17 protein-coding genes are annotated in these 19,909 nt (G+C 52.5%); 13 read left to right on the forward strand and 4 right to left on the reverse strand.

Annotated elements, in window-relative coordinates; translation table 11 throughout:
* Positions 1-91: 91 nt before the first annotated feature.
* From MKY64_RS09170 to MKY64_RS09190, 5 genes are all read left to right on the forward strand, one after another.
* A complete protein-coding gene (locus tag MKY64_RS09170; RefSeq protein ID WP_340952368.1) occupies positions 92-1,618 on the forward strand; it encodes a serine/threonine protein kinase in 1,527 nt (508 codons plus the stop codon).
* Positions 1,619-1,763: 145 nt separating this feature from the next.
* Entirely contained in the window at positions 1,764-3,323 is a 1,560-nt protein-coding gene (locus tag MKY64_RS09175; protein ID WP_340952369.1) for an ABC-F family ATP-binding cassette domain-containing protein, read from the forward strand.
* Between the two features lie 78 nt (positions 3,324-3,401).
* Positions 3,402-4,469 (forward strand): ThiF family adenylyltransferase, encoded by a 1,068-nt coding sequence (locus tag MKY64_RS09180; protein WP_340952372.1) that lies wholly within the window; start codon positions 3,402-3,404, stop codon positions 4,467-4,469.
* Positions 4,470-4,484: 15 nt separating this feature from the next.
* Positions 4,485-4,787, forward strand: a complete 303-nt coding sequence (locus tag MKY64_RS09185) for a Dabb family protein (protein ID WP_340952374.1) — start codon at positions 4,485-4,487, stop codon at positions 4,785-4,787.
* Positions 4,788-4,899: 112 nt separating this feature from the next.
* Positions 4,900-5,658: a winged helix-turn-helix domain-containing protein gene (locus MKY64_RS09190; RefSeq protein ID WP_209873657.1), complete on the forward strand. Its 759-nt coding sequence runs from the start codon at positions 4,900-4,902 to the stop codon at positions 5,656-5,658.
* Positions 5,659-5,732: 74 nt separating this feature from the next.
* Here the strand turns inward: MKY64_RS09190 and MKY64_RS09195 are convergent, their stop codons facing one another.
* Together MKY64_RS09195 and MKY64_RS09200 are read right to left on the reverse strand one after the other, a co-directional pair.
* The gene (locus tag MKY64_RS09195; RefSeq protein ID WP_209873661.1) at positions 5,733-6,287 is read right to left on the reverse strand and encodes a C40 family peptidase; all 555 of its coding nucleotides are present in this window, start codon (positions 6,285-6,287) and stop codon (positions 5,733-5,735) included.
* Positions 6,288-6,568: 281 nt separating this feature from the next.
* Entirely contained in the window at positions 6,569-7,210 is a 642-nt protein-coding gene (locus MKY64_RS09200) for a thiamine diphosphokinase (RefSeq protein WP_036726443.1), read from the reverse strand.
* A gap of 166 nt (positions 7,211-7,376) precedes the next feature.
* On the opposite strand from MKY64_RS09200, the gene MKY64_RS09205 reads away from it, so the two are divergent.
* Positions 7,377-7,838, forward strand: a complete 462-nt coding sequence (locus tag MKY64_RS09205) for a low molecular weight protein-tyrosine-phosphatase (protein WP_036726628.1) — start codon at positions 7,377-7,379, stop codon at positions 7,836-7,838.
* A gap of 213 nt (positions 7,839-8,051) precedes the next feature.
* On the opposite strand, the gene MKY64_RS09210 is transcribed toward MKY64_RS09205, so the two are convergent.
* Entirely contained in the window at positions 8,052-8,783 is a 732-nt protein-coding gene (locus tag MKY64_RS09210; RefSeq protein ID WP_340952377.1) for an alpha/beta hydrolase, read from the reverse strand.
* Positions 8,784-9,048: 265 nt separating this feature from the next.
* On the opposite strand from MKY64_RS09210, the gene pdhA reads away from it, so the two are divergent.
* The 7 genes from pdhA to MKY64_RS09245 all read left to right on the forward strand — a co-directional run bounded on the left by pdhA (position 9,049) and on the right by MKY64_RS09245 (position 17,458).
* Complete coding sequence (gene pdhA / locus MKY64_RS09215) at positions 9,049-10,116, forward strand: pyruvate dehydrogenase (acetyl-transferring) E1 component subunit alpha (protein WP_340952380.1); 1,068 nt, start codon at positions 9,049-9,051, stop codon at positions 10,114-10,116.
* A 15-nt stretch (positions 10,117-10,131) separates the two neighbouring features.
* Positions 10,132-11,109: an alpha-ketoacid dehydrogenase subunit beta gene (locus MKY64_RS09220; protein WP_036726449.1), complete on the forward strand. Its 978-nt coding sequence runs from the start codon at positions 10,132-10,134 to the stop codon at positions 11,107-11,109.
* 107 nt (positions 11,110-11,216) lie between these two features.
* A complete protein-coding gene (locus tag MKY64_RS09225) occupies positions 11,217-12,872 on the forward strand; it encodes a 2-oxo acid dehydrogenase subunit E2 (RefSeq protein WP_340952382.1) in 1,656 nt (551 codons plus the stop codon).
* 3 nt (positions 12,873-12,875) lie between these two features.
* Entirely contained in the window at positions 12,876-14,288 is a 1,413-nt protein-coding gene (gene lpdA, locus MKY64_RS09230; protein ID WP_076079331.1) for a dihydrolipoyl dehydrogenase, read from the forward strand.
* A gap of 243 nt (positions 14,289-14,531) precedes the next feature.
* Complete coding sequence (gene thyA / locus MKY64_RS09235; RefSeq protein WP_209873674.1) at positions 14,532-15,326, forward strand: thymidylate synthase; 795 nt, start codon at positions 14,532-14,534, stop codon at positions 15,324-15,326.
* Entirely contained in the window at positions 15,323-15,814 is a 492-nt protein-coding gene (locus tag MKY64_RS09240) for a dihydrofolate reductase (protein ID WP_340952387.1), read from the forward strand. Before thyA ends, MKY64_RS09240 begins: the two co-directional genes overlap by 4 nt.
* 156 nt (positions 15,815-15,970) lie before the next feature.
* Positions 15,971-17,458, forward strand: a complete 1,488-nt coding sequence (locus MKY64_RS09245) for a glutamate synthase subunit beta (RefSeq protein ID WP_340952389.1) — start codon at positions 15,971-15,973, stop codon at positions 17,456-17,458.
* A 114-nt stretch (positions 17,459-17,572) separates the two neighbouring features.
* Here the strand turns inward: MKY64_RS09245 and MKY64_RS09250 are convergent, their stop codons facing one another.
* Positions 17,573-19,573 carry a methyl-accepting chemotaxis protein gene (locus tag MKY64_RS09250; RefSeq protein ID WP_340952391.1) on the reverse strand — a complete coding sequence of 667 codons (2,001 nt, stop codon included), beginning with the start codon at positions 19,571-19,573 and terminating at the stop codon, positions 17,573-17,575.
* Positions 19,574-19,909 lie beyond the last annotated feature (336 nt).

Below are 19,909 nucleotides of genomic sequence, written 5' to 3' on the forward strand. Positions count from 1 at the left end.
CTGCACCTCCGGCTTCTTGCCGGTTCCGGTGCAGGCAGTGGGGGGCTTTTTTTGCGTTATACAACATTCTATATGAACAGGCGGAGAAGAGATGGAATTCACAGGAAAGTTAAGTCCCGGACAGATTCTGGGAGGGCGTTATTATGTAACCGGGCTGATAGGAACAGGCGGAATGAGCCGGGTATATCTGGCGGAGGATGTACGGCTGCCGGGTATGCTGCGGGCCATTAAAGAGAGCGTCATCCGGGAGGGGAGTTATGGTGCGGGCGCCATTCAGGCGGAAGCGGAGCTGTTAATCTCGCTACGTCATCCGCTGCTCCCGCAGATTGCGGATTTCTTCCCGCCGGACGCTGACGGCTACACCTACCTGGTGATGGATTATATCGAGGGCATCACCCTGCATCAGTATATGGCAGAGCATCCCGCTGCAATGACGGGAGAGCGAATCCTCAGCTATGCGCGGCAGCTGCTGGAGGTACTGCATTATTTGCACAGCCATGAGCCGCCAATTATCTACCGGGATCTCAAGCCTTCGAATATCATGCTGACTGGAGAGCATGAGCTGAAGGTCATTGACTTCGGGATTGCGCGCAGGCTGAGAAATGGCTCCGGTGAGGACACCGAGAAGCTGGGAACCGCCGGATTCGCTGCCCCGGAGCAATATGGGGGCGGGCAGAGCAGTCCGGTGTCGGACCTGTACGGACTTGGCGCACTGCTGCTGTATATGGCCTCCGGCGGAGAGTTCAGCGCCTGGCAGCCCGGGATGGAGCGGAAGCTGCAGGGGCGACTCCCGGGCCGGATGATTCCGGTCATACGGCGGCTGCTGCGGCATCACCCGGAGGAACGGTATGGCAGTGCTGAGGAGGTAAGGATGGTTCTCCAGCAGTTGGAGATTGGCGGTGCGAGGGAAGCCAGACATGAGCGTGAGCGAACGAACATGCTCAAGGCTGCGGAGGACAAGCAAGCGCAGCCCTCTACTGCGGTGGTGGCCGTATTAGGGGTGTCCCCCGGAATTGGAACCACACATACCTCGCTTGCTGTCAGCCGCTGCCTGTCACCCGAAGGAAGGACGGCATGGGTAGATTGTAATCCCGGTTCGCAGGTATTTAACCGCATGAAGGAAATGGCGGGAGGTCCTGAAATAAGCGGTGTTCAGGGAACACAGGAGCAGCCGTTCACCTGGATGGGGGTAGACTACTGGAAGCTTCCCCCTTCGGAGGGACTCCCGCAGGGGCCGGACCAGGCCTATGATTACATTATCCTGGATCTTGGAACCGGCTGCGGGGAGGGGGCGCTGGAAGTGTTCACCGGCAGCAGCTTCCCCTTGTTGATCGCCTCAGGTGCGGATTGGCGGCTGGAGGATACCCTGCACTGGCTGCGCCGCAGAGGTCTGACTCCCCGGCCGGAATGGCTTATTGGTCTGCCACTGGCCGGAGAGCATACGGTGGCGCTGCTGGCTTCCCTGCTTGAACCTGCCAGCGTATACAGCCTGCCGCTTCAGCAGGACCCTTTTCAGAGTAAAGGAAAGCTGGTTCAGGCCATTAGGGGGCTGATTGGACCGCTTAAGGGTGCACGTTCTCCTGCAAAGAATATTAGATTGTTTCAGAAAAAGAGCTGAATGCTCAGAGCTTTATGACAGTTTTTCAGAAATCGGGCTTTATTTCTATTTCAGTGCAGGGTGCAGGTGTGCTAGAATGGAGCGATATCTATAATTATTGAACCTCTTGGTATTTACAATATAGAATGGAGCTTGCAGAGAATTTATGAGTTTACTTAGTGTAGAAGACGTTTCCCATAATTTCGGGGACCGGGTGTTGTTCAAGGATGTGTCCTTCCGTCTGCTGGATGGAGAGCATGTGGGAATCGTGGGTGCGAACGGCGTGGGCAAATCGACGCTGATGAATATTTTGACCGGCAAATTATTGAAGGACAACGGTAAGGTGGAATGGACGCCGCGGGTCCGTTACGGATATCTGGATCAGCATACCCTGCTTACCGCCGGTAAAACCGTGCGCGATGTGCTTAAAGATGCCTTCCTGCCGCTGCTGGAGCTGGAGCATGAGATGCTGGCGATTACCGATAAAATGGGGGAGGCGACGCCCGAGGAGCTGGACCTGCTGCTTGAGCAGATGGGCGACATTCAGGAGCAGCTCGATATCGGCGATTTTTACCTCATCGATGTGAAGGTTGAAGAGATGGCGAACGGACTGGGCCTGACGGCGATCGGTCTGGACCGGGATGTCACTTCCCTGAGCGGGGGACAGCGGACCAAGGTTCTGCTGGCGAAGCTGCTGCTGGAGAAACCGAATGTACTGCTGCTCGATGAGCCTACCAACTATCTCGATGTGGAGCATATTGACTGGCTGACGAACTATCTGAAGCAATATCCGTATGCGTTCATGCTGATCTCCCATGATACGGAATTCATGAACAAAGTGGTCGATGTGATCTATCATCTGGAGTTTTCGAAGCTGACCCGCTATACGGCCAATTACGAGAAGTTCCTGGAGATGGCGGGGATGAATAAGGCCCAGCATATTGATGCATACGAGAAGCAGCAGGATTTCATCAAAAAGCAGGAGGACTTCATTCAGCGCAACAAAGCGCGTGCCTCCACCTCAGGCCGGGCCAAGAGCCGCGAGAAGCAGCTTGGACGGATGGAGCGGATTGACAAGCCGGAAGAGGCGATGAAGCCTACGTTCCAGTTCAAGGAGAGCCGAGCCAGCGGAAAGACGGTGTTCGAGGGCGTTGATTTCGAGATCGGGTATGACCGTCCGCTACTTCCAAGTAAGCTGAATATGATGATTGAACGCGGTGACAAGATTGCGATTGTCGGCTACAACGGGGTCGGCAAATCGACGCTGCTCAAAACGATCCTGGGTGTCATCCCTACGTACAGCGGAAAAACCTACCTTGGTGATTATCTGAGTTCTGCCTATTTCCAGCAGGAGCTGAAGGCGGAGAATATCACGCCGATTGAAGACGTATGGAATGAATTCTCCGGTCTGACCCAGAATGAAGTGCGTGGCCATCTGGCCCGCTGTGGTCTCAAAAACGAGCATATCACCCGTCCGATGAACATGCTGAGCGGCGGCGAGCAGGCTAAGGTCCGCCTGTGCAAGCTGATGATGCGTGAGAGCAACTGGATTCTGTTCGATGAGCCTACGAATCACCTTGATATTGTAGCCAAGGCTGAGCTTAAGCGGGCGCTTATGGAATACAAGGGAACGATTCTGCTGGTGTCTCATGAACCGGAATTTTACGAGGATTGGGTGACGAAGGTCTGGAATGTGGAGCAGTGGTCCGCGCAGACCGTATACTAATGGAGTCCGGGAAAAGTGGAGGTCTGCGCTTTTCCCGGTTTTCACCAAAAACCTACCTACATAGGGGGCTGTTCAGAGATGGGTTCTGATCAAAACACGCCGGTTCCGGCTTCTTCGGCCGGCAGGGATGGCAGATATTCAAGACAGGTCCGCTTCGCGCCGTTCGGCGCAGCAGGACAGCAGGGACTGGCACGTTCCTGTGTGCTGGTCGTTGGCATGGGGGCGCTCGGGACAGGCATTGCCGAGACATTGGCCCGCTGCGGGGTAGGGCGGCTTATCCTTGTTGACCGTGACTATGTGGAATGGAGCAACCTGCAACGCCAGCAGTTGTATACGGAAGAAGATGCCCGTGTGCGGACGCCCAAGGCGGCTGCAGCCCGTACCCGGCTGATGGCGGTCAATTCGGAGATTGTGATTGAAGCCCATGTGCTCGATGTGCGTGCAGAGGAGCTGGAGAGTCTGCTTCCCGGCGTAGATCTGATTATGGACGGGACCGATAACTTCGATACCCGGCTGATCATTAACGACCTGGCGCAAAAGCACGGCATCCCCTGGATCTACGGAGCCTGTGTTGGAAGTTACGGCATTACGTATACGATTCTGCCGGGTGAAACCCCCTGTCTGAATTGTCTGCTGGGCACTATCCCCCTGGGCGGGGATACCTGCGACACGGCGGGCATTCTTCCGCAAGCGGTGCAGATGGTTACCACGAATGGAACGGCTGAGGCGCTGAAGCTGCTCGGCGGTTTCAAGGACAAGCTGCGCGGCAAGCTGCTGACCTTCGATATCTGGCGTAATGAGCAGCAGGAGATTGGGGTTCAGATGGCGAAGAAGTCGGACTGTCCCTCATGCGGTGAATCACGGAGCTATCCATATCTGTCAGCCTCTAACACAGAGCGCAGCGATGTGCTGTGCGGCAGGGATACCGTGCAGATCCGTCCGGCACACCGCAGAAGTCTAGATCTGGAGGAGACAGCTGCCCGCTTGTCCAGGCTGAATAGCGGCAAGGTGGAGAGCAATCCGTATCTGGTTTCTTTTACAGAAGAGCCGTACCGGATGGTTGTGTTCGCAGACGGGAGAGCCTTAATACATGGAACCAATGATATCGCTGCCGCCCGCAGCTATTATCACCGGTATTTCGGATAATGGAGGAGAAACGCAATGAACAAGGGAACCATCCGTCATATGGCTGTATTTACACTGAAATCTGCCCCGGATTCGGAGGAGACCAGAGCTTTCCTGCGGGATGGTGCTGAGATTCTTAGCGCTATTCCGGTGGTGGAGAATTTCGAGGTGCTGCGTCAGGTCAGCGCCAAGTGTGACCACCAGTTCGGCTTCTCGATGGAGTTCGCCGATCAGGCGGCTTATGATGCCTACAATAATCATCCGGCGCATCAGGCTTTTGTGGCAGAGCGCTGGGACACCCAGGTGGCCGCATTCCAGGAGATCGATTTCGTACTATAATTAGTGCCGCAAAGAGACCATTCCCCCGAATGGTCTCTTTGTTTTGCGGGAATTCTAGGTATCATCTGCGGCGGCACAGCCGGTGCAAGACTGGTACAGGGGGACTATCCCGGTGAATGAAAAGATAGCATGGTATATACCCGGTCCGCGCCCGGATAGCCTTGAAGCTGATGCAGACAGAGAGGATAGGGCTGCCGGCCATATCGGGCTTGAGGAGGCCATCCATAGCCTTGGTATAAGAACAGCAATAAGCGAAGACCTGGATAGTCTTCGCTTATTGCTCTCAGGCGGTGAGCCTGTGCTTCTGCTCGCGGAGCTGGAGGAACCCGGAGGCTGGGCGGGCTGGGAAGCTGTCTCGGAGGCGCGGAAGGAGGGGATGGTTCTGCCGGTGATGGTCATATCCGGAGGGGCGCCTGGAGTGAAAGGGGAAGCGGCTGTCTCCGTATTCGATGCCGGAGGCAACGAATACATGGAGAAGCCTGTACATACCGGTGAGTTCAAACACAGAATATTGAATCTGCTTAAGCTGACAGGCCGCCGTAGAGATGCGGCCTCGCTGCTTAAGGTGGACGGATTGCTCCTCGATCGCGGACGCCGGCAGGTCATCCGGGATGGAGCCGAGCTGAAGATGACCCCCAAGGAATTCGACCTGCTGTATTATCTGGCAGAGAATCTGGGTGAAGTCTGTCCCCGTGCTGAAATATTGCAGCAGGTATGGGGGTATCATTTTCAAGCGGATACCAATGTGGTGGATGTGTACATCCGGCATCTGCGACTGAAGGTGGATAAAGGCCGCCGGAATAAACTGATTCATACGGTGCGTGGAACCGGATATGTACTGCGGACACCGGAGAGCGGGGCCACAAGCTGACGGCCGCTGCAAGCAGCTCTCCGGCTAATAGACATGTACTCTCTCGGTACAAGCTATAATAGATCTTCTGGCTGTTACAGTACGCGGCGTGATTTCAGGTAGGTTTTTTTCCAGTTACCCGAATTCAGATCTGAAATGGTCACGCCGGGTGAGCCGTAAGTGTGAAGGATCTTGCCATTGCCGGCATATACAGCCACATGGGTGACGTTCTTGCCGTTGGCCCGGCTTCCGCTGGAGAAGAACACCAGATCGCCGACACGCAGATTGGCTTTGCTGACCGATTTACCCACTTTAGATTGGGCAACGGATGTACGGGGCAGATCTACACCATATTTTTTGAAAATATATTGAGTAAAGGAGGAGCAGTCAAAATAACGTGTAGTTGAAGTGGAGGCACCGAACTGGTAACGCGTACCCAGATACTTTTTACCGAAGCTGACCACTTTGGAGCCAGTGGAAGATGCTGATACAGAATCGGCACTTACAGAATCGGCAGATACAGCATCAGCGGATACAGCTGAAGCGGCAGCAGGGGCTGTTCCTGCTCCGGTTGCGAGTAAGGCGCTGAACCCGATTGTTGTGCACAGACCAATTGTCATTGCTTGCTTGAACCAGTGTTGTTTATTCATGTTGTATACCTCCAAGGTTGTAATGAATTCTAGTAGTTTCGTTCGTCTGATTCGTAGTATAGCAGGTTATGACAGGCCTAAATTATGGAAGAGATGGGCTAAATGCAGGCGGGATATGCAATGTAAGCGTTTTATTAAAATCACATTAAAAGTTACAAAATATTAATATTTGCGTAGTGAGTTCGCCGAAAAAAGCCGGGAAACCCTTGATACACAAAGGGATTCCCGGCTTTACGATTTTGAAACAAAGGTTACAGCGATGTCTCCAAAAATCTATGTATTCAGTCCTTGCTCTGAATAATTAGCAGAAGTCCGCTCTCAATATGAACGGTTCCGCTCTGCTCCAGCAGCACATTGCTCACGGCCAGGGATTGCCCTAACTTGAGGGTGGCGTTCTCCAGAGGATATTGGAAGCCCTGAAGGGTGATGCCCGTTACCTCGGGAGTCAGAGGCAGCAAGGAGACATAGGAATACCCCCGTTCCTCCACAACCGCCTGAGAGCCGGTAAGCGTAATGTAGTTGTTCGCATCCATAATAGAGCAGGCTACCTGCCGTTGCAGTGCTCTTGTCATCATTTGAATGCTGGCCAGCGTATGGTCCATGCGCGTACCCGTTACCCCGATCATCAGAATAGACTGCGGCTGGAGGTTCAGAGCAAGATCCAGGGCCATTTCACTGTCGGTAAGGTCTTTGTTGACCGGATCACAGCTTATAGTCTTCTTGCTTCCCGCCTGAATCCGCTCCAGTGCCTCAGGAGAGACAGAATCGAAATCACCAACGGCAAGCTGGGGGGTGAAGCCATGATCAATCAGGAACAGCGCTCCCCGGTCAGCACCGATAATATAATCCTCTTCATCTAATAAGCGCAGGCATTCCGCGGTCAGTTCACCGCCTGCAACAATTACAATACGCCCGGATGGCAATAGCTCCCCCTCCTTGTTGTTCAATTAAGTTCATCATCCTGAACAGTATATAGCAGTTTCAAAAGTTGTACAATTGCCGCGCTGACGCTAAAATAGGATTAGTGCGTCTGACCGCACCCATCCATTATGGATGATAAGGAATGCTTGAGCGCAGGAGGTGAGAGGGATCGTTAACGTGTTGTTTGTATGTCTGGGGAATATTTGCCGTTCGCCGATGGCGGAGGCTGTGCTGCGCAGCAAGATTGAACAGCGTCAGCTTACGGATCAGATTACAGTGGATTCTGCAGGAACGGGAGACTGGCATATCGGGAAAGCGCCACATGAAGGGACAAGGCGTATCCTTGATCTGCATGGCATCAGCTATGAGCATATGAGAGCAAGGCTGGTAGCCAGTGAGGATTTCGAGAGATTCGAATATATCATCTGCATGGACAAGTCCAACGGGGAGAATGTGCGCAAAATTCCCGGCGGTGAGCAGTCCAAGCTGTTGTTCTTCATGGATCTGTTGCCGGATGAGGAGCTGCGTGAGGTGCCTGACCCGTATTTCACCGGTAATTTCGAGCAGGTCTATGATTTAATCAACGCCGGTTGTGATGTGCTGCTGGAACGGATTATTCAGGAGAAATAAATTATCCTTCTATTTCTCGCTGAAACGGAACCGTCCTTTAAAAGGACGGCAAAGCCGCTTCCACTTGGCAGGCATAGTGCTACAGCCGGACCGGTTGCCGTCCTTATGATTTAAGGAACGGCACCGTATGTCCGATTCGTGATGAAAGCGCAGTCAATCGTACTGCATACATAAGTTCGTAAGATGTTCACTTTTGGGGTTCTATTTGCTGTTTCAGGAGCTGAAGAAATAGAGTAATGATTCCGGGAGCTCTTTTTGCCAAAAACCCCAAAGATGCTGGCCGTCCTTCTCGCGGTAGGACACCGTGGCTCCCTTGGCTTCAAGCATGGCCTTGGTCTCCCGGTTCATCTCCACGAAATCATAGACGCCGGTATCGGTCTTGTAGTCGCGCTCTTGAAGCCCTACAACCATGTTGATCTGAAGCCAGGAGAGATCCTCCTCTTGTGATAGCAGCTCGCGGGTCTCGGGATAGTAGGCGCCGGAGAGGCTGAGCACACGGCTGAATAATCCCGGATACGCCAGCGCCAGGTGGAGGGAGACACTGCCGCCCAGGGAATCACCGGCTACGATCCGCTCCTCCGGTGTGCGCCGGACAGGATAATTATGTTCAATGAAGGGAATAATCTCTTCGGCGAAGCATGTAAGGTACTGCTTGAAGCGGCTGCCGAACGGAGCGTATTCAGCGGTGCGGACTGCCACGTTCACTTCGACGCCCACTATAATGAAGGGTTCCACATCCTGCTCCAGAATCAGCTGACCAGCCAAGGTGGCAATCCGGCCGAAGTTGAAGAATTCTTCACCGTCCTGGCAGTAGACGACGGGATAGCTGAGTACTTCATTATATCCGGGGGGAAGATAGATACGCAGCTTGCGCTCTTCCTGCAGGTGTTCGCTCCACAGTGTTTGTTTTACAATTGTACGTTTCAGAAAAACAGGTTCGCTCATTGTCAAATCGTCACCTTTCATGTCGGATTTTGCTTAAGACTTAGTGTTGCGTTAAAATTAACCAAGCGGCAAATGTGGGATATATCATTTACTTGATAAATATCCTTCAATCTGTTATAGGATATTTAAACGCCTGTTATACATACAAAATTTATGGAAACATAAATTTTATGCGTATTTCTTTGACGAAACAGATACAACAGGTGTATAATAATTCTATAACAGAGACCACTGATATTCAAATTTTTTTATTGAGGTGAAGATAATGACTAGAGTTCCTTATGAAGTGTATACAGAGGACGTTGAAGCCCTTACGGTTCTTTCCCCGGATGGAGAAATTATCAACAAGGAAATGATGCCTAACCTTACCGATGATCAATTGAAAGAAATTATGTACCGTATGGTATTTACCCGTACCTGGGATGACCGTGCTGTCAACCTGGGCCGTCAAGGCCGTCTCGGCTTCTATGCACCGGTATCCGGTCAGGAAGCTACAATGATCGGCAGTGAGTACGCTTTGCAGAAAGAAGATTTCGTCTGCCCGGGCTACCGCGATATTCCACAGCTCGTATGGCATGGCCTTCCATTATATCAGGCGTTCCTGTATTCCCGCGGACATCAGCATGGCGGACAGATTCCTGATGGCGTTAATGTACTTATGCCGCAGATCATTATCGGAGCACAGATTCTTCATGCTACCGGTATTGCTATGGGCTTCAAATTGAAGAAACAGCAGAACGTTGCAATCACATATACCGGTGACGGCGGTTCGTCGGAAGGCGACTTCTACGAAGGCCTTAACTATGCAGGAGTATTCAAGTTGCCAGTGATCTTCTTCGTTCAGAACAACGGCTATGCGATCACCACTCCGTTCTCGAAGCAGACTGCAGCGAAATCGATCGCCCACAAGGCCGTTGCCGCAGGGATTCCCGGAATCAAGATCGACGGTATGGACGTCTTTGCAGTAATCGCTGCTGTACAGCAGGCTGCTGAACGTGCCCGCAAAGGCGAAGGTGCCACGCTGATCGAAGCGGTAACCTACCGTTTCCGTCCGCATTCCCTTTCTGATGATGCCAGTAAGTACCGTACGAAGGAAGAAGAAGGCCAATGGAATGAGAAAGATCCGATTGCCCGTCTTGCCAAGTACCTGGAGAAGAAAGGCCTCTGGACGGAAGAGGACACTCTGCGCGTAAGAGAAGAAGCGAAAGCAACTGTGAACGAGCAGATTAAGAAAGCAGAACAGACCGAAAAAATGACCATTCCCGGCTTGATCGACAGCATGTTCGAGGTAACTCCGAAACATCTTGAAGAACAAAAAGCCGATTTTGAATAAGGGGGATATCAGGCAATGGCACAGATGAATATGAAAGAAGCAATTCGTGACGCAATGCGCGTTGAACTGACTCGTGACCCCAATGTTCTTATCTTCGGAGAAGACGTTGGTAATGTAGGCGGCGTATTCCGTGTAACGGAAGGGCTGCAGAAGGAATTTGGCGAGGAGCGCGTCTTCGATACACCGCTGGCAGAGTCTGCCATTGGCGGTTTGGCTTTCGGTCTTGGCGTGCAGGGCTTCCGCCCGATCGCTGAGATCCAGTTCGTAGGCTTCATCTTTGAAGCTCTGGATCAGATCGTTATTCAGGCGGCGCGCCTGCGCTGGCGTTCCGGGGGCAAGTACAATGCTCCTGTAGTCTTCCGCACTCCATTCGGCGGCGGCGTTAAGGCAGCCGAGCTGCATACCGATTCTCTGGAAGGTCTGATCGCCCAGAGTCCTGGGATCAAGGTAGTTATTCCTTCTAATCCTTATGATGCGAAGGGACTGCTGATCGCTTCGATCCGCGACAATGACCCTGTATTCTTCATGGAGCACTTGAACCTGTACCATGCTTTCCGGGCAGAAGTGCCTGAAGGTGAGTATACCGTTGAACTCGGCAAAGCGAATGTAGTACGCGAAGGTACGGATGTATCTATCATTACCTACGGCCTAATGGTACATACAGCGACCAAAGCGGCCGACCAGCTCGAAAAAGAAGGCATCAAAGTCGAAATTATCGACCTTCGTACCGTTAGCCCGATTGATATCGACACCATTGTGGCTTCCATCAAGAAGACTAACCGCGCGATTGTTGTACAAGAAGCTCAGAAGAGCTCCGGCGTAGCCGCTGAGGTTATTGCCCAGATTAACGAAAAAGCTCTGCTGCACCTGGAAGCCCCTGTGCTTCGTGTAGCAGGTCCAGATACAATTTTCCCGTTTGCTCAAATCGAAGATACTTGGATTCCTACCCCTGCACGTGTCATCACGGCAGTTAAGAAAGTCATGGAATTCTAGGAAGTAACGACTTTGCCGTCCTTGTATTTAAGGGCGGCAGCCGTTTCTGTCTTCTATCAAACAGGACTGATGGAATAACTCAACATAATTTATAGGAGGTTATCAAGGTGGCAAAATTTGAGTACCGGTTCCCTGAGCTGGGCGAAGGTCTGCATGAAGGCGAAATTATCAAAATGCATATCAAAGCCGGCGACAAAGTAACCGATGACGATATCGTAATGGAAGTTCAGAACGACAAGGCGGTAGTAGAGGTTCCTTGTCCGGTCAACGGCACAGTGCTTGAAGTCTTCACCAAGGACGGCCAAGTATGCCGTGTAGGGGAAGTTGTAGCCATTATTGATGCAGAAGGCGACATCCCTGAGCAAGAGGGCGGCCATCCGGCAGAGCAGGCTTCCCAGGAAGCTGATGCAGCCAAGGGCGGAGCGGATACTACTTCTTCTCCGGCAACCAGCAGCCCGGCTACTGGCGGAGCAACGAACTTCGAATACAAGTTCCCTGAACTGGGCGAAGGCCTGCATGAAGGGGAAATCATCAAGATGCACATCAAGGTTGGAGACAAAATCACTGACGACGATATCATTATGGAAGTTCAGAATGATAAAGCAGTGGTGGAAGTTCCTTCTCCAGTCAACGGTACTGTAGTCGAAGTGTTCACCAAAGACGGCCAGATCTGCCGTGTAGGTGAAGTTGTGGCGATCATTGCTGCAGAAGGTGATGTTCCTCACGAGGAGGGCAGCCATGCTGAAGCATCCGGTGCCCAGGCAGCAGCTCCTTCCCAAAGTACTGCTCCGGCAGCGGCAGCAGCTCCGGCTCCTAACCGTGAAGTACTGGCAACGCCTAGCGTGCGCAAATTCGCCCGCGACAAGAGTGTGGACATCTCCCAGGTGAACGGCTCCGGCAAGAACGGTAAGATCACACTTGAAGATGTGGAAGCCTTCCTGAAGGGCGGTTCTACAGCCCCAGCGGCATCGGCTCCAGCAGCATCTGCACCAGCGGCGGCAGCACCGCAAGCCAAAGCCAAAGAAGCAGCACCGGCAGCAGCAGCTTCCGGCAATGCAAGTCTGGAAGAAGAACGCGTACCATTCAAGGGTATCCGTAAGGCGATTGCCAATGCCATGGTTAAATCGGCTTACACTGCACCGCATGTTACGATCATGGACGAAGTGGATGTTACGGAGCTTGTAGCCTTCCGTGCCCGCATGAAGCCGGTAGCCGAGAAGAAGGGCGTTAAGGTTACTTATCTTCCGTTCATCGTGAAGGCACTCGTGGCCGCTTCCCGTCAGTTCCCTGCGCTTAACGCCATGATTGACGAAGCTACGAATGAAATTGTCTACAAGAAGTACTACAACATCGGTATTGCTACAGATACAGACAACGGCCTGATCGTTCCTGTCATCAAGGACGCTGACCGCAAGAGTATCTGGATGATCGCAAGCGCGATTACAGATCTGGCTGTACGCGGACGCGACGGCAAGCTGGCTCCGAATGAAATGAAGGGCAGCACGATCTCGATCAGCAATATCGGCTCTGCCGGCGGTATGTTCTTCACTCCGATCATCAACTTCCCTGAAGTTGCTATTCTCGGAACCGGACGTATCACTGAGAAGCCTGTTGTGAAGAATGGCGAAATTGTTGCAGCACCTGTAATGGCACTGTCCCTGAGCTTTGACCACCGGATTATTGACGGCGCAACAGCACAGAATTTCATGAATTACATTAAGACCCTGCTTGCAAATCCTGATATGTTAGTTATGGAGGTGTAATTAATGGTAGTCGGAGACGCTTCAATCGAAATCGACACATTGGTAATTGGTGCAGGTCCCGGCGGGTATGTGGCGGCAATTCGTGCCGCCCAGCTCGGCCAAAAGGTCATCATTGTAGATAAATCGGAACTCGGCGGCGTGTGCTTGAACCGCGGCTGTATTCCTTCCAAGGCCCTGATCTCGGCCGCTCATCAATTCGAGGCTGCCCAGCACGGTGAAGTATTCGGTGTTACTGCCGAGAACGTTAAGGTGGACTGGTCTAAGACTCAGGCCTTCAAGAACGGCGTAGTCAAGAAAATGACTTCCGGCGTTACCAGCCTGATGAAGGGCAACAAGATCGAAGTATTTAGCGGAGAAGCTATGTTCATCAGCACAAACGAAGCCCGTCTGTTCAATGATCATGAATCCCCGCGTTACAAGTTCAATAACTGCATTATTGCAACGGGCTCCCGTCCAATTGAACTGAAGCCATTCCCGTTCGGCGGACGCATCCTGTCCTCCACGGAAGCGCTGGATCTGCCTGAAATTCCTAAGAGCATGATCGTTATCGGCGGCGGCTACATTGGTGCGGAGCTGGGTCAGATGTATTCCAAATTCGGCACCAAGGTTACCATCATTGAAGGTCTGGATACCGTTCTGCCTGGCTTCGACAAAGACATGACCCGTCTGGTTGCTAAGAATATGGCTAAGACCGGCATTGAAATTGTAACTAACGCCAAAGCCGAATCTGCGGTTCAGAACGACAAGGAAGTTACTGTGAAGTACTCCGTAGGCGGAGAGTCCAAAGAAGTGACTGCTGAATACCTGCTGGTAACCGTAGGACGCCGTCCGAATACTGACGGCGAGCTGGGCCTGGATCTGATCGGCGTTGAGCTGGATGACCGCGGTCTGGTGAAGGTAGACCATCAGGGACGGACTAATATTCCTAACATTTTCGCAATCGGCGATATCGTTCCGGGTCTTGCCCTGGCGCACAAAGCTTCTTACGAAGGTAAGATTGCTGCGGAAGCCATTGCCGGACACAAATCGGTTGTAGATTACAAGGTAATGCCGGCTGTAGTCTTCACAGATCCTGAATGCTCCAGCGTAGGTCTGACCGAGAAGGAAGCTAAGGATAAGGGCTATGCGGTTAAGGCCGGCAAGTTCCCGTTCGCAGGCAACGGCCGTGCCGTGTCCCTGAATGCTCCTGAAGGCTTCATCAAGATTGTAGCGAAGAGCGACAACAATCAGGTGCTCGGCGCACAAATCGTCGGTATCGAAGCTTCCAACCTGATCGCTGAGCTGGGTCTGGCGATTGAAATGGGCGCAACGCTTGAAGATATCGCACTGACCATCCATGCGCATCCAACCCTTGGCGAGATCGTTATGGAAGCGGCTGAGCTGGTAGAAGGCCACCCGATCCACGTAATGAAATAATAACCGCTTAAGCTTATGCGGTAAGAACACAAGAGGATGTTCCCGAAGCCATGCAGATGGTCAGGGAACATCCTCTTTTGAGTGAGGTCACTGTCCTGAACGTTCGGAAATAGCTGGCAGTCAGCCCAATTCGGGCAGAGAAATGTATGTTTTTTTGCTTATTTTTATCGTTAGGGAAGTTACAACGACCGTCAGCTCATGGTAAACTAATAGAAGAAAAAAGAGAGTGGGGTGTGATACGGCTTGCGTAATTACTTGGATTTATTGCAGGATATTCTCGACAACGGTACAGCTAAGAGCGACCGGACAGGTACAGGTACAGTGTCCGTCTTCGGGCGTCAGCTCCGCTTCGATCTGTCGAAGGGCTTCCCGCTGATGACCACCAAGCGCATTCATTTGAAATCGGTGGTACATGAGCTTCTATGGTTCCTCAAAGGGGATACCAATACAACGTATCTGAAGGAGAACGGCGTCTCGATCTGGGATGAATGGGCCGATGAGAACGGGGAGCTGGGACCGGTATACGGCTCGCAGTGGCGGGCGTGGGAGAGCAAGGACGGGCAACATATCGATCAGATTGCGAATGTGATTGAGTCAATTAAGCATAATCCCGATTCACGGCGTCATATCGTTAGTGCGTGGAATGTAGGCGAGATTGAGCAGATGAAGCTTCCGCCCTGCCATTTCGTGTTTCAGTTCTATGTAGCGGGCGGCAAGCTCTCCTGCATGCTTACGATGCGTTCGGTGGATACGTTCCTTGGTCTTCCGTTCAACATTGCCAGCTACGCGCTGCTTACCCATATGGTGGCGCAGCAGACGGGGCTTGAGGTCGGAGAATTCATCTGGTCCGGCGGAGATGTGCATATATATACAAATCATATGGAACAAGTGGCCACACAGCTTGCACGGGAGCCTTATGCGCTGCCGAAGCTTAACATCCGCAGAGTACCGGACAGTATTTTTGATTATACCTTTGAGGATTTTGAATTTACCGACTATGTCTATCATCCGGGAATCAAGGCACCGGTTGCTATATGAGCATTACCATGATATGGGCGATGGCCTCAAATGGCGTAATTGGCAAAAATAATGACATGCCCTGGCATTTGCCGCTGGATTTCGCTTATTTCAAAGCAGAGACACTCGGCAAGCGGATGCTGATGGGCCGAAAAACCTGGGAGTCGCTGGGCAGCAAGCCGCTGAAGGGCCGTACCAGCCTGATTCTGACCCGCGATAAGAGCTTCGCACCCGAAGGGGCTGAGGTCATCCATACGCTGGCTGAGGCGCTGGCTGAGGGGCGCAAAGAGGATGAGCTGATGGTGATCGGCGGAGCCGAGATCTATAGCCTGATGCTGCCGTATGCCGACAAGCTGCGTGTTACACGGATAGAGGCGGAGATTGAAGGCGATACGACATTCCCTGAGGTAGACTGGAGCCAGTGGAAGGAAGTTTCCAATACACCGGGACTCAAGAATGAGCAGAATCCGTATGATTATCGTTTTATGGTGTACGACCGCAAGGAGTGACAATGAAGCGTTTTCTCTGACACAAGATGTGAAATAGTACAAATAATCAGCAGATTAGTCCATTACAGTGCGAAAGTATTGAATGCTAATATAATTAAAATTAGAAATGGTGTACTATACATCAACACGAAGAGAACGGATGGGGGAAACGTATATATGTCTACACCTACTGGATTTATGGAGTATAAGCGCCAGCTCCCAGGGGACCGCGATCCCGAGCAGCGCGTGAAGGATTGGGAAGAATTCCACGAGCATCTGACCGAGGACGAGCTTCGGACCCAGGGTGCCCGTTGTATGGATTGCGGCACACCGTATTGCCACACCGGCCTGGATATGAGCGGCGGTACTTCAGGCTGTCCCGTGCATAACCTGATTCCGGAGTGGAATAACCTGGTCTACCGTGGCTTGTGGAAGGAAGCACTGGAGCGCCTGCACAAGACCAATAACTTCCCTGAATTCACCGGCAGCATCTGTCCTGCACCCTGCGAGGGCTCCTGTACCGTCGGTCTGATTGGACAGCCTGTTACGATTAAGACGATCGAGCTGGCCATTGTGGACAAGGGCTTTGAAGAGGGCTGGGTAGTCCCGAGTCCGCCGGAGAAGCGTACAGGCAAGCGGATCGCCATTGTCGGCTCCGGTCCGGCAGGACTGGCCGCAGCAGCCCAGCTGAACAAGGCGGGTCACACGGTAACGGTCTTTGAGCGCAGTGACCGGATCGGCGGGCTTCTGATGTACGGCATCCCGACGATGAAGCTAGACAAACGTGTCGTACAGCGCCGTGTCGATCTGCTGGCTGCAGAAGGTATCGAGTTCGTGGTTAACACTGAGATTGGCAAAGACATTCCGGCGCAGCAGCTGGTGGATGAATATGATGCCGTTGTTCTCTGCGGCGGGGCTACCAAGGCAAGACGCTTCAACGTGGAGGGCCATGACCTCAAGGGGGTTATGTATGCCATGGATTACCTTAACGGCACGATCAAGAGCTATCTGAATTCCAATCTGGAGGATGGCAACTATGTATCCGCCGCAGGCAAGGACGTAATCGTGCTGGGCGGAGGCGACACAGGCTCTGACTGTGTAGCGACTTCCTTGCGGCATGGCTGCAATAGCATCACCCAGTTCGGCACACATGACAAAGCGCCGCTTACGCGTGATCCGATTGCCAACCCTTGGCCGCAGTTCCCGAATGTCTACACCCTTGATTATGCCCAGCAGGAAGCCAAAGCGGTCTTCGGTGAAGACCCGCGTGAATTCTCTATCATGACGACGAAGTTCGTCGGCGATGAAGAAGGCAACCTCAAGGAGCTGCACACGGTGCAGATCCGCCGGATGGTGGACGAGACAGGACGGAAGATCTACCAGCCGGTTCCGGGCACCGAGGCTGTCTATCCGGCCCAGCTGGCGCTGATCGCGATTGGCTTCGACGGACCGGAGCAGGATATCATTGAGCAGCTTAAGCTGGATACGGACCGCCGTACCAATGTGAAGGCCCGTTATGGCAAATTCAACACGAACGTGGATAAAGTATTCGCAGCCGGAGATATGCGCCGCGGGCAGAGTCTGGTCGTCTGGGCTATCAACGAGGGACGTGAAGCAGCGCGTGAAGTGGATAAATACCTGATGGGTTCGACTGTACTTGCTTAACCTATATGTACCAAAAAGCCGTCCTTCAGCATTGCTGAGAGACGGCTTTTTATTATGCTTTTATTATGCTGCTATATTATTGAATGGCCTTCACCGCTCACATGATTACGGGGGCTAGTCTTCCAGCTTGAACCGTTCAATCTTAAGCTGCAGATCGCCCGCCATCCTGGACAGCTCCGTAGAGGAGGCGGAGATCTCTTCCATGGAAGCGAGCTGTTCCTCTGTAGCTGCCGTTACACTCTGGAAGGCGTCAGAAGTAGAACGGGAGATGCCGGAGATCTCGTGAACGGAAGCGGCGACCTCCTGCGCTCCCGCTGACATCTGCTCGGTAATAGCCGAGATGTCATGCAGCTGGCTGTTGATTTTGGCCGTAGACTGTTCAATGCTGTTGAAGGATTCCTTGGCTTCGGCGGTAACCTGAATACCCAGCTCAACATCAGCTGCAACGGTATGCCGGATCGCTTCATAGGTCTGGTCGATCAACCGGGTCATCTGCTGGAGGGTATCTTGAATATCTCCGGCGGTATTCTTCGATTGATCGGCCAGCTTCCGCACCTCAGCAGCCACGACGGCGAAGCCCCGGCCCTGCTCTCCGGCCCGGGCCGCTTCAATGCCGGCGTTCAGCGACAGGAGATTCGTCTGTACGGCGATCGCCGAAATTGCACTGCTCATCGCGGACACCTCATCGTTCAAGCCGTTTAATTGCCCGATCAGCTGTGAAGAGTGGTGGGTAGAGGTCCTGATGGCATCCATTTGCTGGCTGACCTGTTCCATCTTCCGGCTGCCGCTGCGCACATCTGCTTCAGTGCTTGCGGAAGAATCGACGATGGAGGCGGCGGCTTCGGCGATCCTTTGAATACCGGAAGACATTTCCTCCATCGCGCGCGAGGTCTCTGCCATGGCCGAGGTCTGTGTCTGCGCACCCTCGGAAGAATCCTGAACCAGTTCAGCCACGTAAGCGGTGGCTCTGGAGTTCTCTTCGGTGGTTGCATTCAATTGCTGGCTGGAGGCTGCGAGTTGTCCCGAGGTGTCCGAAATATCCGATACGATGCCGCGCAGAGAGCCTACCATCAGGTTGTAATTCTGTGCCAGCTGACCGATCTCATCCACCCGGTTCATCTGAATCTGCTCATTCAGATAGCCTTCGCTTACCCGCTGTGCAGAACGGTTCAGGCTGCGGATCGGCTTCGTGATGGAGCGGACAATCAGGTACATCAGGGTTAAGGCGACAAGCAGGGCAACGGCCAGAACCATAAGTCCGGTATAGATAATGGGCTGTGAGGCATCCGAGAATTCTTGGGTAGGCAGAATGCCGACAATTTTGAAGCCGGTGTTCGGATCGGTTGTATAATAACCCTGCATGTCCATCTCCGTGTCCGGATTGGTATAGTGCAGGTCCCCGCTGTCGTTTGCCAGCATTTTCACTATATAATCTGCTACATCCTCACCTGCTGCTTTGCCGGGATAAGAGACGAATTTATTATTACGGTCCACAATGTAGAAGTAGCCGGTTTCACCCGGATGGGTAGTATGGATTCTTTCACTCATTGCCTTGAGATTGAGGCTTGTGGTCACAACTCCTTTGCCATCCTCCAGCGAATGGGAGATGAACAGCGTATAATTGCCGGTTGTTGCGGAGACAAAAGGATCAATGATTGTAGTGGTACCGGCATTCTGCATGGACGCCTTATACCAGTCCCGTGTACGCGGATCATAATCCTGTTTGCCGGGGTCCGGAGCCTTCATCCAGGCACCTTGTTCGTTGCCCGCCGTAAGAATCTCAAGCTCAGGATGTGCCTTCATGAACTGATCGATGAGTGTGCGTGTTGCGGGAGCCTTCACATCGAGCCCGGAAGACTCAATCTGGCGGCTGAGCAAATCTACATTCCGCATAGCAGCGGATACATATGCTTGGATGGTCCCGGCGACCAGATCGACACTGGAATGCGTGGCTTTCTGCATTTTAAGCTCCAATTCCCGTTTCGCACTGGAATAGGAGGAATAACTGACCAAGAGGATCGGGATCACCAGCATAATGGTGAAAAGCATCATCATTTGTCTTTGCAGTGATCGCGATCTGAGCTTGCCGGTGAAGCGGTTGACTGACTTGAACATTGGAACGGTTCCCCCTCTGGTACATGGAAATCGGCTGGTAGCTAGCCGTTTCTCTCTAAATACCTCAACTCATATTCGGTTTATCGACACATTCTTTTCATATCTTGAGGATTTGGTGTAAAATATTTAATTGCATTCACAATCTATTCATCGCCCGCTTGACGCGGCCTCGAATATCGTATAGATTAAGAACCAACATTTATAACGTAACAGCGTTGACCAAGGACCTGGTATCCGTAAACGCCGTAAGCAGAGAGGGGATTCACCGGCTGAAAGATCCCCCTAGTGCGTAAGACACCAATCCTGCCTTGGAAGCTGCAGCTTATGCTGAAGATG

The sequence above is a fragment of the Paenibacillus sp. FSL R7-0210 genome, from assembly GCF_038009085.1.
GTDB lineage: Bacteria > Bacillota > Bacilli > Paenibacillales > Paenibacillaceae > Paenibacillus_AQ > Paenibacillus_AQ silagei.

What these genes read in the sequence shown, in the direction of transcription:
- MKY64_RS09170 (WP_340952368.1), top strand. Translation starts at nt 92, where the DNA reads ATGGAATTCACAGGAAAGTTAAGTCCCGGACAGATTCTGGGAGGGCGT.
- MKY64_RS09175 (WP_340952369.1), top strand. Translation starts at nt 1,764, where the DNA reads ATGAGTTTACTTAGTGTAGAAGACGTTTCCCATAATTTCGGGGACCGG.
- MKY64_RS09180 (WP_340952372.1), top strand. Translation starts at nt 3,402, where the DNA reads ATGGGTTCTGATCAAAACACGCCGGTTCCGGCTTCTTCGGCCGGCAGG.
- MKY64_RS09185 (WP_340952374.1), top strand. Translation starts at nt 4,485, where the DNA reads ATGAACAAGGGAACCATCCGTCATATGGCTGTATTTACACTGAAATCT.
- MKY64_RS09195 (WP_209873661.1), bottom strand. Translation starts at nt 6,287, where the DNA reads ATGAATAAACAACACTGGTTCAAGCAAGCAATGACAATTGGTCTGTGC.
- MKY64_RS09210 (WP_340952377.1), bottom strand. Translation starts at nt 8,783, where the DNA reads ATGAGCGAACCTGTTTTTCTGAAACGTACAATTGTAAAACAAACACTG.
- pdhA (WP_340952380.1), top strand. Translation starts at nt 9,049, where the DNA reads ATGACTAGAGTTCCTTATGAAGTGTATACAGAGGACGTTGAAGCCCTT.
- MKY64_RS09220 (WP_036726449.1), top strand. Translation starts at nt 10,132, where the DNA reads ATGGCACAGATGAATATGAAAGAAGCAATTCGTGACGCAATGCGCGTT.
- lpdA (WP_076079331.1), top strand. Translation starts at nt 12,876, where the DNA reads ATGGTAGTCGGAGACGCTTCAATCGAAATCGACACATTGGTAATTGGT.
- MKY64_RS09240 (WP_340952387.1), top strand. Translation starts at nt 15,323, where the DNA reads ATGAGCATTACCATGATATGGGCGATGGCCTCAAATGGCGTAATTGGC.
- MKY64_RS09245 (WP_340952389.1), top strand. Translation starts at nt 15,971, where the DNA reads ATGTCTACACCTACTGGATTTATGGAGTATAAGCGCCAGCTCCCAGGG.
- MKY64_RS09250 (WP_340952391.1), bottom strand. Translation starts at nt 19,573, where the DNA reads ATGTTCAAGTCAGTCAACCGCTTCACCGGCAAGCTCAGATCGCGATCA.